Origin of the sequence: Roseococcus sp. SYP-B2431 (genome assembly GCF_004336745.1) — a bacterium.
Taxonomy (GTDB): domain Bacteria; phylum Pseudomonadota; class Alphaproteobacteria; order Acetobacterales; family Acetobacteraceae; genus Roseococcus.
Genome location: NZ_SJXD01000011.1, coordinates 1,072,619 through 1,086,351 on the forward strand (window position 1 = coordinate 1,072,619; position 13,733 = coordinate 1,086,351).

The 13,733-nt window shown below is 70.6% G+C and carries 17 protein-coding genes; 10 read left to right on the top strand and 7 right to left on the bottom strand.

Going from position 1 to position 13,733, the window contains the following annotated elements; all coding sequences use genetic code 11:
* Positions 1 to 44: 44 nt before the first annotated feature.
* Complete coding sequence (locus EJV46_RS06400; protein WP_240782423.1) at positions 45 to 1,016, bottom strand: tripartite tricarboxylate transporter substrate binding protein; 972 nt, start codon at positions 1,014 to 1,016, stop codon at positions 45 to 47.
* Positions 1,017 to 1,198: 182 nt separating this feature from the next.
* Between EJV46_RS06400 and EJV46_RS06405 the strand changes: the two genes are divergently transcribed.
* Positions 1,199 to 1,771, top strand: a complete 573-nt coding sequence (locus EJV46_RS06405; RefSeq protein WP_131547720.1) for a hypothetical protein — start codon at positions 1,199 to 1,201, stop codon at positions 1,769 to 1,771.
* Between the two features lie 69 nt (positions 1,772 to 1,840).
* Here EJV46_RS06405 and EJV46_RS06410 read toward each other — a convergent pair whose 3' ends face one another.
* Entirely contained in the window at positions 1,841 to 2,254 is a 414-nt protein-coding gene (locus EJV46_RS06410; protein ID WP_131547721.1) for a hypothetical protein, read from the bottom strand.
* A 144-nt stretch (positions 2,255 to 2,398) separates the two neighbouring features.
* Between EJV46_RS06410 and EJV46_RS06415 the strand changes: the two genes are divergently transcribed.
* Positions 2,399 to 2,815, top strand: a complete 417-nt coding sequence (locus EJV46_RS06415; protein WP_206020719.1) for a VOC family protein — start codon at positions 2,399 to 2,401, stop codon at positions 2,813 to 2,815.
* Positions 2,816 to 2,828: 13 nt separating this feature from the next.
* Here the strand turns inward: EJV46_RS06415 and EJV46_RS06420 are convergent, their stop codons facing one another.
* From EJV46_RS06420 to phnF, 3 genes are read right to left on the bottom strand one after another with little or no spacing between them, the layout of a single operon-like run.
* Positions 2,829 to 3,767: a glycosyltransferase family 2 protein gene (locus EJV46_RS06420; protein WP_131547722.1), complete on the bottom strand. Its 939-nt coding sequence runs from the start codon at positions 3,765 to 3,767 to the stop codon at positions 2,829 to 2,831.
* 10 nt (positions 3,768 to 3,777) lie between these two features.
* Complete coding sequence (locus EJV46_RS06425; protein WP_131547723.1) at positions 3,778 to 4,917, bottom strand: alpha-D-ribose 1-methylphosphonate 5-triphosphate diphosphatase; 1,140 nt, start codon at positions 4,915 to 4,917, stop codon at positions 3,778 to 3,780.
* Between the two features lie 2 nt (positions 4,918 to 4,919).
* Complete coding sequence (gene phnF, locus EJV46_RS06430) at positions 4,920 to 5,657, bottom strand: phosphonate metabolism transcriptional regulator PhnF (RefSeq protein ID WP_240782424.1); 738 nt, start codon at positions 5,655 to 5,657, stop codon at positions 4,920 to 4,922.
* Positions 5,658 to 5,738: 81 nt separating this feature from the next.
* Between phnF and phnG the strand changes: the two genes are divergently transcribed.
* The 8 genes from phnG to EJV46_RS06470 are packed head-to-tail and all read left to right on the top strand — an operon-like array spanning position 5,739 to position 11,977.
* Positions 5,739 to 6,173 (top strand): phosphonate C-P lyase system protein PhnG, encoded by a 435-nt coding sequence (gene phnG / locus EJV46_RS06435; protein ID WP_255465978.1) that lies wholly within the window; start codon positions 5,739 to 5,741, stop codon positions 6,171 to 6,173.
* On the top strand, positions 6,170 to 6,739 hold the full coding sequence (gene phnH / locus EJV46_RS06440; protein WP_131547725.1) for a phosphonate C-P lyase system protein PhnH: 570 nt from the start codon (positions 6,170 to 6,172) through the stop codon (positions 6,737 to 6,739). Before phnG ends, phnH begins: the two co-directional genes overlap by 4 nt.
* Entirely contained in the window at positions 6,739 to 7,842 is a 1,104-nt protein-coding gene (locus EJV46_RS06445; protein ID WP_131547726.1) for a carbon-phosphorus lyase complex subunit PhnI, read from the top strand. Before phnH ends, EJV46_RS06445 begins: the two co-directional genes overlap by 1 nt.
* The gene (locus EJV46_RS06450; protein ID WP_131547727.1) at positions 7,839 to 8,708 is read left to right on the top strand and encodes an alpha-D-ribose 1-methylphosphonate 5-phosphate C-P-lyase PhnJ; all 870 of its coding nucleotides are present in this window, start codon (positions 7,839 to 7,841) and stop codon (positions 8,706 to 8,708) included. Before EJV46_RS06445 ends, EJV46_RS06450 begins: the two co-directional genes overlap by 4 nt.
* Entirely contained in the window at positions 8,705 to 9,478 is a 774-nt protein-coding gene (gene phnK, locus EJV46_RS06455) for a phosphonate C-P lyase system protein PhnK (protein WP_131547728.1), read from the top strand. Before EJV46_RS06450 ends, phnK begins: the two co-directional genes overlap by 4 nt.
* Positions 9,475 to 10,173: a phosphonate C-P lyase system protein PhnL gene (gene phnL / locus EJV46_RS06460; protein ID WP_131547729.1), complete on the top strand. Its 699-nt coding sequence runs from the start codon at positions 9,475 to 9,477 to the stop codon at positions 10,171 to 10,173. The genes phnK and phnL overlap by 4 nt, the downstream gene beginning before the upstream one ends.
* Complete coding sequence (locus EJV46_RS06465; RefSeq protein WP_131547730.1) at positions 10,170 to 11,303, top strand: alpha-D-ribose 1-methylphosphonate 5-triphosphate diphosphatase; 1,134 nt, start codon at positions 10,170 to 10,172, stop codon at positions 11,301 to 11,303. The genes phnL and EJV46_RS06465 overlap by 4 nt, the downstream gene beginning before the upstream one ends.
* A gap of 2 nt (positions 11,304 to 11,305) precedes the next feature.
* Positions 11,306 to 11,977 (top strand): DUF1045 domain-containing protein, encoded by a 672-nt coding sequence (locus EJV46_RS06470; protein WP_131547731.1) that lies wholly within the window; start codon positions 11,306 to 11,308, stop codon positions 11,975 to 11,977.
* Here the strand turns inward: EJV46_RS06470 and EJV46_RS06475 are convergent, their stop codons facing one another.
* Both EJV46_RS06475 and EJV46_RS06480 read right to left on the bottom strand, forming a co-directional pair.
* Positions 11,978 to 12,514 (bottom strand): EF-hand domain-containing protein, encoded by a 537-nt coding sequence (locus EJV46_RS06475; protein WP_131547732.1) that lies wholly within the window; start codon positions 12,512 to 12,514, stop codon positions 11,978 to 11,980.
* 396 nt (positions 12,515 to 12,910) lie between these two features.
* Entirely contained in the window at positions 12,911 to 13,555 is a 645-nt protein-coding gene (locus EJV46_RS06480; RefSeq protein WP_131547733.1) for a hypothetical protein, read from the bottom strand.
* Positions 13,556 to 13,733: the final 178 nt, after the last annotated feature.

The following is a 13,733-nucleotide window of genomic DNA, read 5'->3' on the forward strand; positions in this document are numbered from 1 at the left end:
TCGCGTTCCGGTCCAGCCTCCCGGGCGGGATATCCGGACGGCGCTCAGTCGATGGTGATTCGCGCGGCGCGCACGACGCCGGTCCATTTCGCGATCTCCGCGCGAAGATGGGCGGCGAGATCCTCGGAGCCGGCGGAGAAGGGCTCGAGGCCAAGCTCGGCGAAGCGGGGCTGAAGCTGCGGCAGGGCCTCGCGCGTGGCCGTCTCCAGCCGCTCCACGGCCCCGCGGGGCGTACCGGCCGGAACGAAGAGCCCGGTCCAGACTCCCATCTCGAAGCCGGGCACGGTCTCCGCGACAGCCGGCAGCTCGGGCAGGCTCGGGAGGCGCCCCGCCGAGGTCACTCCAAGTCCCTTCAGCCGCCCTTCGCGCACATGCGGCAGGGAGGACGGCAGCGTGTCGAACATCAGGTCCACCTGCCCGGCGACCAGCGCGGAGGCGGCAGGGGCGGTGCTGCGGAAGGGCACGTGCAGCAGGTCCACGCCCGCGAGCGATTTGAAGAGCTCGCCGGCGAGATGGCTCGACGTGCCGTTGCCGCCCGAGGCGAAGGTGAGATTTCCGGGCTGGGCCTTGGCCCGGGCGATCAGCGCCGCGACGTCCGCGATGCCCTTCGAAGGGTGCGCCACGAGGATGTTGGGGCTCGTCGCAACGCCGGCCACGGGCGTGAAATCCGCCACGGGATCGTAGGGCAGCGTGCGGTATAGGCCGACATTCATCGCCTGCGTGCTGATCGTTCCCATCAGCACCGTATAGCCGTCGGCCGGGCTACGGGCCGCGGCCTCCGTGCCGATGATACCGCCCGCGCCGGCCCGGTTGTCGACGGTCACGGTCTGGCCAAGGGCGGCGGTCAGCCGCTCTGCCAGGAGACGGGCCGCGATGTCGGTGAAGCCCCCGGGCGCGAAGGCGACGATCAGGCGGATCGGCCGGCTGGGCCAGGCCTGCGCCCGCGCCTGCCCGGGCCAGGCGCCGAGCAGCGCCGTGACGGCCGTCGCGGACAGGATGTCGCGGCGCATGGACATGATGACGTTCCCCCTTGCCGCGTTCCGGCACGGGAGAAGAGCACACCAACCGAGGGTCCTGGCAAGCCACCTGCCCGCTCTCCGCGCTGGCACGCCGCCGCCCCCGAGCCCAGCGTCAACCTTGGGTTGAACCGCGGCCGAACCGCTGGCATTCCAGCCGCGGGAACGCGGAGGAGGCCTGCATGTCGGACACCACGGAAAGCCCTCCGCGCCGCCGACGCAGGCGGTGGCTCGTCCGCCTGGTGTTCCTGCTGCTGCTGGCGGTAACCGCGCTGCTCGGCCTCGACGCCGCCGGCCGCCTGCCGCCCGGCGTCCAGCGGGCCTGCGAGGATGCAGGAGTTTGCGGCCGCGACATCCTTCCCGGCGCGCCGCGCGCGACGCGGCTGGAATTTCCCATCGGCGCCGGACCCGGGGCCGGCCAGGCGACACGCGCCCTCGTGGCGGCCGAGCGCCGTGGCGACAGCTGGCTCATGACGCTGCGCATCGACGCCCTGCCCGGCGCCGCGCGCTATTCGCTGATCCAGGTCCTCGCGACGCGGGAGGGCGCGCCCCGGGGCGAGGCGGCCGTCCTCAGCTTGCACGACTCGACCGGCCATCCCACGGCGAACGGAAGATGGGAGGTGACGGTGACCGTGCCCAACGAGGTCTTCCGCAATCGCGACTGGGTCCTGCGCTACCGCGCCGACACGATCGACGCATTGGCGGTCAGCGAGGACATCGCGCCCCATATCCGGCAGGCGGGGGCGATCCGGTAGGGGGGACCGCTCCCTCCGCCTGCCCCGATTTCGCCCTGGCGCCGCCGCGACTTCGTCGCAGGGTCGACGTTACCGTCCGGCAACCACATACGAGGTCCGGTCATGGAACGCCTTCTGAATCGCCGCTCCCTCCTCGCGGTCCTGGGGGCTGGCATCACCCTGGCCGGCGCGCCCGCGGCCTTCGCACAGGACCACCGCTGGGAGGAGGAGCGCCGCCGCCGCGAGGAGGGCATGCGTCGCCAGCAGGAGGAGCGCCACCGTCAACACGAAGCCATGCGGCGCCAGCAGGAGGAGCGTCGCCGGCGCGAGGAGGCCATGCGCCGCCAGCAGGAAGAACGCCACCGCCGCCACGCGGAGTCGCGGCGCCGCGAGGAGGAGGCCCGCCGGCGCCACGAGGAGATGCGGCACCGACATGCGGATCAGGAGCGCCACCGGCACGACGCCGATCGGCAGCGCGCCATCGCCGAGCAGCAGCGCCGCCATGTGGAGCTCGACCGCCGCAGGATCGAGGAGATGCGGCGCTGACCGCCGCGCTGGGCGGTGGTAGGGAACAGGCGCAAGCCTGCCCCCGTATCTTCGCCGGGTCGCGCTCCCTGAGGGAGATTGCTGAGGGCCGAACCCTGCCGCATGCTCCGTGCGACAGAGGAGAACTGGTCCATGGTGAAATACGGCTTCGATCACATCCACCTGCGCACGCCCGACATCGAGGCGACCGCCGCCTGGTACGAGCGGGTTCTCGGCGCGCAGATCATCCGCTCGATGCAGAACGGCAAGCCGCGCGTCGACATGAAGGTCGGCGGCACGGACATCTTCCTGATCGCGACGGATGCGAAGTCCGGCCCCGCGCCGGTCGCGCCCTATGCCGGCATCGACCATTTCGGCTTCATTGTGGATGACCTCGATGCGGCCTATGCCGATCTCAAGGCCAAGGGCGTGACCTTCACGATGGAGCCCACGCAGCTCCGCCCGGAGATTCGCATCAGCTTCATCCGCGGGCCGGAAGAGGTCTCGATCGAGATCCTGGAGCGCAAGAAGGCCGCCTGACCCGGCCCGGGGCTCAGCTACGGGGCGGCACGCCGAGATAGGCGAGCCGCTTCAGCTCCCGCCGGCTATGGGTGATCGCCTCCAGGATCAGCCCCACGGCGAAGGCCAGCAGCGCCGAGAGCATCAGCGCGGCCGAGAGCACCGCCGTCGGCAGCCGCGGCACCAGGCCGGTCCGCCAGAATTCGAGGACGACCGGCAGGCCGAGCCCCAGCGAGAGCAGGACCAGCAGCAGCGCGGCCACGCCGAAGAACTCCAGCGGTCGCTCGCGGCGGACGAGCTGGCCGATCATGCGCAGGATCAGGTAGCCGTCGCGCCAGGTCTGCAGCTTGCTGGCCGAATCCTCCGGCCGCTCGCCATAGGGCGCCGCGATCTCTGCGATGGGAATGCCGAGCTCCAGCGCATGGATCATGATCTCGGTCTCGATCTCGAATCCGGTGCTCCGCGCGGGAAAGCTTTTCACGAAGCGGCGGCTGAACAGCTTGTAGCCCGAGAGCATGTCCGAGGTGTGCGTCCCGAAGACGCGGCCGACGATGCCCGTGAGCAGCCGGTTGCCGAAGCGATGCCCGGGCCGGTAGGCGCCCTGCGCGCGCTCGACCCGCGCCACGTTCACGAGGTCGTAGCCGCCCTCCAGGGCGGTCGCGACGAGGCGCGGCGCGGCCGAGGCGTCATAGGTCGCGTCGCCATCCACCATGACGTAGAGATCGGCCTCGATGTCGGCGAACATCCGCCGGACCACGTGGCCCTTGCCCTTTCGCTCCTCGTGCCGGACCTCGGCGCCGGCAGCGCGGGCGATCTCCGCCGTTCCGTCGGTCGAATTGTTGTCGAAGACGTGGATCGCCGCCTCCGGCAGCGCGGCGCGGAAGTCCCGCACGACCTGCGCGACCGTGGCCGCCTCGTTGTGGCAGGGCACGAGGATGGCGATGCGGGGCGCGGTCATGCCAAGGGGGACCATGCGGGGGTGATCAGCCGATCCGTCCCGCGGCCGCCGGCGCCAGCCAGGCGAGGCTGCCGCCCACGAAGACCGCCGCCAGCGCGCCCTCGGGGGTGACCAGCGTGAGGTCGCCGCGCAGGCCCGGCGCGATGCGGCCGCGATCCTTCAGCCCCAGCGCCTCGGCTGGGTTGGTGGAGACCAGCGCCCAGGCCTGGGCCAGGTTCATCACGCCGCGCGCCGCCATGCGGAAGGGCGCGGCCAGCAAGGCGGGCCAGTGGTAGTCGCTGGCGAGCACGGTCACGAGGCCGCGCTCGGCGAGCGGCGCCGCGCTGGCCCAGCCGAGATGGCTGCCGCCGCGCACCACGTTGGGCGAGCCCATCACCACGGCCTCGCCGGCGGCGCGCGCATTTTCCGCGACGGGCTCGGTGATCGGGAATTCGCAGATGCTCGCCCCGAGCTCCCGGAACAGCGCGCGATCCTGCGGATTCGCATCGTCATGGCTGAGCATCGGAATGCCCGCCGCGCGCGCCGCCCCGGCCATGCGGATGCGCGAGGCGGGCACCTCGTCGCGCTGTGCGGCCGCCGCCTCGGCGAGCGCCAGGAACTCCGCCTCGCCCACGCCCGACCGGCCGGCGTATTTGCCCAGCTCCTTCGGATTTCCGAGCTTCCTGCGGATGCCGGGCGTGTGGTCGTTGAAGCCGAGGAGATGGATCTCGCCGGCCTTCATGGCGGCGAGCGCGGCCGGCTCCGCGGCCAAGTTGTCGGCCTCGAAGCGCAGATGGACGCGCATGTCGGGGCCCGGCGGCGGGTCGCGCAGCGCGCCGAGCGTCGCTTCGAAGGCTTGCAGGGAACGAAGCCCCGGCTCCCAGGAGAGCGTCACGCCGAGATAGGCCGTGGTGATGCCCGAGGCGAGCAGCTGCGCCGCGGCGTCGCGCATGGCGAAATCGGCGGCGAAATCCACGTTGGGGCGCGGCTGCAGCGCGCGCTCATGCGCGTCGCCATGGATGTCGACGAGGCCGGGCATGACCATCAGCCCCTCGGCATCGAAGCGGCGATCCGCGCCGTTATTCCCCCCTTGGCCCTCCGCGATCCGGCCATCCGCCAGCGTGACCTCTCCGGCCGCCAGCGCGCCCTCGCGCAGGACGTGACCGCCCGCAATGCTCCACGACATGCTCAGGACTCCACCACCAGCTGCGCGCGGCCGGCGGCGTAGCGCGTCAGCGTGGCATCCACCGGCCTCCCCTCGGCATCGACATTGACCGACTCGTTGATCAGGACCGGGCGGGAGCGGGATTGCTGCAAGGCTTCGGCCTCCTCCGCCGTGGGCATGCGGGCGGTGATGCGGGTGATGCGGCGGCGGTAGTCCGGCACGCCGGATTCCGCCAGCGCGCGGGTGATGGAAGGATCCTCGCGCAGCAGGGCCATGATCCGCGGAAAACGCTGGGCGGGGAAGTGGTGCGCGCCCAGCGCCACGGGCCGCCCGTCGGCCATGGCGAGACGCTCGGCCATCAGGACGAGGCGGCCCGGGCGGATCTCCAGCAGCTCGGCGATGCGGGCGTCGGCCGGGATCTCGGCGAGGCGCAGCAGGCGCCCGGCCGGCTCACGGTTCTGGCTGCGGATGATTTCGCTGAAGCGCGTGCGGGGGCCGAGCGGATAGTCCAGCACATCCTCGGCCACGAAGCTGCCGCGGCCCTGCTCGACGCGGACCATGCCGCGGCCCTCCAGCTCCTCCATGGCGCGGCGGATGGTGTGGCGGTTCACTCGGAAGCGGGCGGCGAGTTCCACCTCGGTGGGCAAGCGCTCGCCGGGGGCGTGCTCGCCCGCCTTGATGCCGGCCTCGATGGCCGCGCCGATCTGCCGCCAGAGGGCAATGCCTGCGCCGCGATCCAGCGCGGCCGCGGCCTGTGTCACAGAAGCTTCAACCAACTCGCTACTCCGGGGTGCCAGTTTCGACTTGACCATACAGGAACGGATGTTTAGTCGTCTATACCAATGATAAACCGTTCCTCATGGATGTCCGTCCTTGCCCGAGCCTCGGCCGAGGAGATGGAAAGCAGGCTTGCAGAGGCCCCTCCTCTGCCGGTGCATCGGGTCATACGCGGCCCGGAAGTCGGGCTCACCATGCTCCGCGGCCGCGCCGGCGGGGATGGTGCGGCCTTCAACCTCGGCGAGGCGACAGTCACGCGCTGCTCGGTGAGCCTGGCTGACGGCACGCTCGGCCATTGCTGGCGGCTCGGGCGCGACCGCCGCGCGGCGGAACTCGCCGCCTCGCTGGATGCCGCGCTCCAGCAGGAGGCCCTCCGGCCCGCTTTGGTCGAGGCGGTGATCGAGCCGCTGCGCGGCGCGCAGGCCGAGGCCGCCACCCTCACTGCCCGTCGCGCCGCCGCCACCGAGGTCCGCTTCGCGACACTGGCGGCCATGCGATGAGGCCCGCCTTCAACGATCCCGTCTTCGGCGCGCAGGAGAGCTTTCGGGCGCTGATGGAAGCCATGGCCCGCCCCGGCCGCATCCAGCGCTGCGACGTGCTGCCCGACCTGCCCGAAGCGCTGGCTCCTTCCGCCGCCGCCGCGCTGCTCACGCTGGCGGATGCCGAAACCGCCGTCTGGACCGATGCCACCGGCGAGGCGCGCGAATGGATCGCCTTCCACACCGGCGCGCCACTGGTCGCCGATGCCTCGAAGGCGCAGTTCCTGCTCGCCACGGGCACCATGCCGGCGCTAGCCACGCTCGATGCCGGCTCCGACGAGACGCCGCAGGACAGCGCCACGCTGATCCTGCAATGCGAGACCCTGGCCGAGGGCGCCGGCTGGCGCCTCTCCGGCCCAGGCATCGAGCACGAGCATCGCCTCGGCGCCGCCGGCCTGCCGGCCGACTTCACCGCCCAATGGGCCGCCAACCGCCAGGGCTTCCCCTGCGGCGTGGATCTCGTCCTTTGCGCCGGGGCGCGTCTCGCCGCCCTGCCACGCTCCACCCGCATCGAGGAGGCCGGCTGATGTATGTGGCCGTGAAGGGCGGCGACGCCGCCATCTCCGCCGCCCATGGCTGGCTCGCCCAGCGCCGCCGGGGCGACGAATCCCTGCCCGAGCTTTCCCCCGCGCAGATCGAGGAGCAGCTCGGCCTCGCCGTGGACCGGGTGATAGCCGAGGGCTCCTGCCATGACCGCGCGCTCGCTGCGCTCGCCATCAAGCAGGCGCGGGGCGACCTGATCGAGGCCGCCTTCCTGCTGCGCGCCTACCGCAACACCCTCTCGCGCTTCGCCGCCTGCGAGCCCATCGACACGGGCGCGATGCGCGTGCAGCGCCGCATCAGCGCCACCTACAAGGACCTGCCCGGGGGCCAGGTGCTCGGCCCCACCTTCGACTACACGCACCGCCTGCTCGACTTCGCGCTGGCCGCAGAGGGCCTGCCGCCCGCCGAGCCGGAGGAGGCGGATGCCGCCGAGGCCACCATGCCGCGCGTCACCGAGCTGCTGGCGCGCGAGGGGCTGATGTCCCGCGACGCCCCCGGCACCGACGAGGCCCCACCCGACCTCACGCGCGAGCCACTGCCCTTTCCCACGCCACGCCCGTTGCGGCTGCAGTCGCTGGCCCGCGGCGACGAGGGCTTTCTTCTGGGCCTCGGCTATTCCACCCAGCGCGGCTACGGCAATGCGCATCCCTTCGTGGCCGAGCTGCGCATGGGCGAAGTCGAGGTGATGCTGGCGCCCGCCGAGCTGGGCTTCGCCGTCTCGATCGGCGACATCGCCGTCACCGAATGCCAGATGGTGAACCAGTTCGCCGGCAGCGCGGCCAGCCCGCCGCAGTTCACACGCGGCTACGGCCTCGCCATGGGGCATGGCGAGCGCCGCGCCATGGCGATGGCCCTGGTGGACCGCGCCCTCATGGCCCAGGAGATGGGCGAGGAGGCCACGGCCCCTGCGCAGGATGCCGAATTCGTCCTGCTGCATGCCGACAACGTCGAGGCCACCGGCTTCGTCGAGCACCTCAAGCTGCCGCACCACGTGGACTTCCAGAGCGAGCTGGAGAAGCTCCGCAGCATCCGCGCGCGCTGGCAGGCCGATCGCGATGCCGCGCCCATCCAGGAAGCTGCCGAATGAACGCCATCACGCCCCGGAACGCGCCAGGGAACACACCCGAACACGCCTACAACTTCGCCTATCTGGACGAGGCGACGAAGCGGATGATCCGCCGGGCCATCCTCAAGGCCATCGCCATCCCCGGCCACCAGATTCCCTTCGGTGCGCGCGAGATGCCGCTGCCTTATGGCTGGGGCACGGGCGGCATCCAGGTGACGGCGGCCATCCTCGGCCCGCGCGACGTGCTCAAGGTCATCGACCAGGGCGCGGACGACACGACCAACGCCGTCTCCATTCGCCGCTTCTTCGCCCGCGTGGCCAATGTCGAGACGACGACGCGCACGGCCGAGGCGACCATCATCCAGACGCGCCATCGCATCCCCGAGCGTCCGCTCACCGAGGGCCAGGTCATGGTCTTCCAGGTGCCCATGCCCGAGCCGCTCTTCCGGCTGGAACCGCGTCTCGCTGAGACGCGCCGGCTGCACGCGCTGGGCGACTACTCGCTGGCCCAGGTGCGGCTCTACGAGGACATCGCCAGGCAGGGCGAAAGCGGCAGCGCCTACAACCACCCGGTGATGGTGGGCGGGCGCTACCTCATGTCGCCCTCACCCATTCCGGGCTTCGACAATCCGAAGCTGCACAACTCGCCGGCGCTGATGCTCTTCGGCGCGGGGCGCGAGAAGAAAATCTACGCCGTGCCTCCTTATACCGAGGTCCGCAGCCTCGATTTCGAGGATCATCCCTTCAAGCCGATGCGCGCGCCGCAATGCTGCTCGGCCTGCGGCAGCGCGACCAGTTATCTCGACGAGATCGTCGCCGACGACCAGGGCGGGCGCATCTTCGTCTGCTCGGACACCGACCATTGCGCGGAGACACAGGGCCAATGAGCGCGCCACTTCTGGAAGCCGCCAGGCTGCAGCTGCGCTTCGGCGCGGTGCGCGCGCTGGACGGCGTGGACATCGAGATCTTCCCCGGCGAGGTCGTCGCCATCGTGGGGGAGAGCGGCTCGGGCAAGTCGACCCTGCTGCGCGTGCTGGCCGGCGCCATGAACGCCGAGGCCGGCACCGTCCTCTACCGCGACGCCGAGGGCGAGGCGCATGACGTCCACGCCCTCACCGAGGCCGGTCGTCGCAAGCTGATGCGCAGCGACTGGGGCTTCGTCCACCAGAATGCGCGCGACGGGCTGCGCATGGGCATCTCCGCCGGCGGCAATGTCGGCGAGCGGCTGATGGCCGCGGGCGACCGCAACTACGCCCATATCCGCGCCGAGGCCGCCGAATGGATGGCCCGCGTGGAGATGGACCCGGCCCGCATCGACGAGCCGCCGAAGAATTTCTCCGGCGGCATGCAGCAGCGGCTGCAGATCGCGCGCTGCCTGGTGACCAGCCCGCGGCTGGTCTTCATGGACGAGCCGACGGGCGGCCTCGACGTCAGCGTGCAGGCACGCCTGCTGGACCTGATCCGTGGGCTGGTCTCGCAGCTCGGCCTCGCGGTCTTCTTCGTCACCCACGACATCGCGGCGGCGCGGCTGCTGGCCCACCGCATCGTGGTGATGCGCCATGGCCGCATCGTCGAGGAGGGTTTGGCCGACCGCGTGCTGGACGATCCTCGTCACGCCTATACCCAGCTCCTAGTCTCCTCGGTGCTTGCGGCATGAGCGCAGCTCTCGAGGTTCAGGCCCTGAACAAGGGCTTCACCCTGCATCTCCAGGGCGGCATCGGCTTCCAGGTGCTGAAATCCGAGGCGCTGGTCGTCATGCCCGGCGAATGCGTGGCCCTCACCGGCCCATCCGGCGCGGGCAAGTCCACGCTGATGCGCTGCCTCCAGGGCAATTACGGCGCGGATGCCGGGCGGATCATGCTCGCCCATCGCGGCGGGCTGGCCGACCTCGCCGCCGCCGATGCGCGGCTGGTGCGCGAGATCCGGCGCGAGACGCTGGGCTATGTCTCGCAATTCCTGCGCGTCATTCCCCGGGTCTCCGCCCGCGACGTGGTGGCCGAGCCGCTGATCGACCGCGGCATGGACCCGGAGGCCGCCCGGGAGCGCGCCACCGCCCTGCTCACCCGCCTCAACCTGCCGCCCCGCCTGCACGGCCTGCCGCCCGCGACCTTCTCGGGCGGCGAGCAGCAGCGCGTGAACCTCGCCCGCGGCTTCGCGCCGGACTACCCGATCCTGCTGCTGGACGAGCCCACCGCCAGCCTCGACGCGGCCAATCGCGAGGTCGTCGTCGCGCTGATCCAGGAGGCCAAGTCGCGCGGGGCGGCGCTGGTCGGAATCTTCCATGACATCGAGGTGCGCGACCGCGTGGCGGATCGCCTCCATCAGGTTCTGCCCTTAGAAGAAGCCGCATGACGGAAACAATCTGGACCAACGCCCGCCTCGTCCTGCCCGAGGCGGTGGTCGACGGCACCATCATCCTCCGCGACGGACGCATCGCCGACATCCAGTCCGGCAACTGCACGGCCCCCTCCGCCGTCGATTGCGGCGGGGACATCGTGATCCCCGGCGTGGTGGACGTGCATACGGACAACCTCGAGCGGCAGGTGATGCCGCGCGCCAATGCCCGCTGGCCCTCGCGCTCGGCCTTCGTCTCGCATGACGCGCAATGCGCCGCGGCCGGCGTGACGACGGTGCTGGACGCGCTCTGCCTCGGCGATCTCGGCTTCGACCAGGGCCGCGACCAGACCTTCCGGGAGGGTGTCGACGACCTGACGGCCCTCTCGGCCAGCGGGCTGATGAAGTCCGAGCACCTGCTGCACCTGCGCTGCGAGCTGCCGGCCCGCGACATGCCCGGCGCGCTGGAGCCCGTGGCGCACCATCCGCTCATCGCCATGGTGAGCCTGATGGACCACTCCCCCGGCGTCGGCCAGTACCGCGACATCCCCCGCTACCGCGCCATGCGCATCCGCCAGACGCGCATGACCGACGACGAGGTGGAGCGCCGCATCGCCCAGCTGCGCGAGCAGCGGGCCGAGCTGCGCGAGAAGCAGCGCGCCTGGGTGCTCTCGCTCTTCGCCGGCCGCGACATCCCGCTGGCCAGCCATGACGACGAGGAGGCCGGGCAGGTCCGGCGCAACGCCGAGGACGGCATCCGCGTGGCGGAGTTCCCGGTGACCATGGAGGCGGCCGAGGAGGCCGCGCGCATCGGCGTCGGCGTGATCGGCGGCGCGCCCAACCTCGTCCGCGGCGGCAGCCATTCGGGCAACGTGGCCGTGATGGACATGGTGCGCGCCGGCGCGCTGGACGTGATCGCCAGCGACTACGTGCCGCCGGCGATGATCGAGGCGGCCTTCATCGTCGCCGAGGAGGTCGGGCTGCCGAAAGCCGTCGCGATGATCACCTCGGCGCCGGCCGCCATGTGCCGGTTGGCCGATCGCGGCGCGCTGGCGCCGGGGCTGCGGGCGGATCTGGTGCGGATCACGAGGCACGACGCGATGCCGGTGGTGCGGCAGGTCTGGCGCGGCGGGGAGCGGGTCGCCTGACGGTGGTCGCGCGGGTCGCCGTCTATTACGCGCCGGAGCCGGACGATCCGCTGCATGCGGCCGCCACCGCCTGGCTGGGCCGCGACGCCGGGACCGGGGCGGCCCTGGCGCAGCCGGATCTGCCGGACATCGCCGCCGTCACCGCCGATCCACGCGGCTACGGCTTTCACGCCACGCTGAAGCCGCCCTTCCGGCTGGCGACGGGCTATGACGCCTTCCTGGACGAGGTGCGGCGCTGGGCCGCGACGGCCGCCCCCTTTGCGCTGCCGCCGCTCTCGGTGCAGGACCTCAAGGGCTTCCTCGCGCTGCGGGAGACGGCGCCCTGCGCACCGTTGCATGCGCTGGCGGATTCCGCCGTCGCGGCGCTGGATGGCCATCGCGCCCCGCCCACCGGGGACGAGCTGGCGCGCCGCCGCAAGGCGAAGCTCAGCGACGCGCACGAGGCGCTGCTGGTCCGCTGGGGCTACCCCTATGTGATGGGCGAGTGGCAGTTCCACATGACGCTGACGCGCCGGCTGACGCCCGGGGAGCGCGACATCTACCGCCCCGCCGCCGAGGCGCATTTCGCCGGCATCGCGGCGGTCGAGAGAAAAGTCGGGGCGGTCTGCGTTTTCACGCAGGCCGCCCCGGGGGCACCCTTCCTGATCGCGGAGAGGATCAGGCTGGGCGGCTAGTTACTGCGCGGGAGCCGCAGGGGCCGCCGGCGCGCCGCGCTCGCCGCGATGGCCACGGTGATGGCCCCCGCGCGGGCCGCGCCGCGGCAGCTCGTCGCGGGTGATCGCGCCGTCGCCATTCGCGTCCATCGCGCGGAAGCGCGCTTGGGCGAAAGGCTGGATTTCGACCAGCGTGACGACACCGTCGCTATTGGCGTCGAAGCCTCGGAACATTGCGCCGCGCATGCGCTCCGTCCGCTCCGCCTGGCCCGGCCGGGGCGTCCGCGCCGCGGCGTCCGGACGGCCCGTCAGGCGCATCGTGCCGAATTCCTGGAGCGTCACCCCGCCGCTGCGATCGGCGTCGGCGGTGTTGAAGCGCGAGGTCGCGAAGGCCCAGGACTCGTCCCAGGAGACGCGGCCGTCACGGTTGGCATCCATCAGCTCGAACATGCGCGCGCCGGGCGAAGGGCCGGCGGCGGGCGGCGCGGCGGGTTGGGCCAGGGCCGCGCCGCTGCCAAGCAGCGCCACGCCGAAAGCCAGGGTCTGGACCAGTTTCATCGATTTCTCCACGAGCGGGGCAGTGCGGAATGCGTCCCCGTTGCATGGAAGATGGCGGATGGATGTAACCGACGCGTGGCGGTCCGGGCCGTTTCACGTGAGGAAATGTGACGGCAGGCCTTCCCGGCCATCGACCGAATGATGCTTCGGGAGATGACCTGTCTCAGCTTCGGAAGCGGCAATACTGCGCGTATGACTCGGATACCCACCCATTCGGACGCTTTGGGATTCGCCCCTTGCGAAATTCGCCCTGAATGTCTCGGGCCGGCTTCATCGGGTGATTTTGTAAGAGCTGCCGGGGTTGTGGGAGGATTAGCGCTCATGATCGCGCAGATGCGGGCCGCACTGCGGTGGCGAGGTTTGAAGCAATATTCTGGCTCGACGCTGGAAGAGCGATTAGTCTGCCTTTTCCGAACCGGACTTCGTGTAGCTCCCCTGATCTGTGCCGGAGACGAACCTGTTTTGCTCGACAGCAAGGACCGCATTGACGGACCAAAACAACACGACAAGAAATATGGACGCACCCGCCATGAAGGCGTCTATCCTGAAACCGCTTTCGCTCCAGCTCACATAAATGATCCGGCTTATCAGCGAAACAGCTACAAGCAGAAAGCTGACCGCCATAGTGGCACCGATGGTTTTCAGGAAAATCACCCGGTCACGCTCTGCTATGGCGCGGGCATCGGCTTCCTGCGGCGAGGCGGGCCGGGGGAAACGGGCATCCTGTCCAGTCGGGCTACCCATACTCGCTATGTACCGGCTGTGGACAACCTTGCGCATAGCACCTGGGTCAGCGGTGTAGGTAAGCACAACGAAGCCAGTAAGGTGACCCGCCACGGTAACGGCATACCCCATATTGTGCGCAACCACGAGCGCAATAAGAACGGCGTATGTCGGGACCTTATCGAGGAATGCAAACAAGTCCTGGCGGATGGCGTAGAATGCCGCAGCCAGTACGATGGCGCCGCCAGCGAGGTAAATGACGTCCCTTGTAATGAACACGTTTAATGTGTTTACGAGAACCTCGATGGCCTTATCCATGAAACGCCTCCCGCCGCCTCGGAACTACCGCCGAGGGACGCGAAGGATGTCAATCAACTCCAGAAAGATGGTCGGCGGCCCTTACACTCCAAGCCTTGAGGCGGTCCCAAATAGGGCCTCGGCGCTACACGATTCATGCCAGGAAGATGGTGGAGGCGCGCAGGGTGAGGAAGCCGGG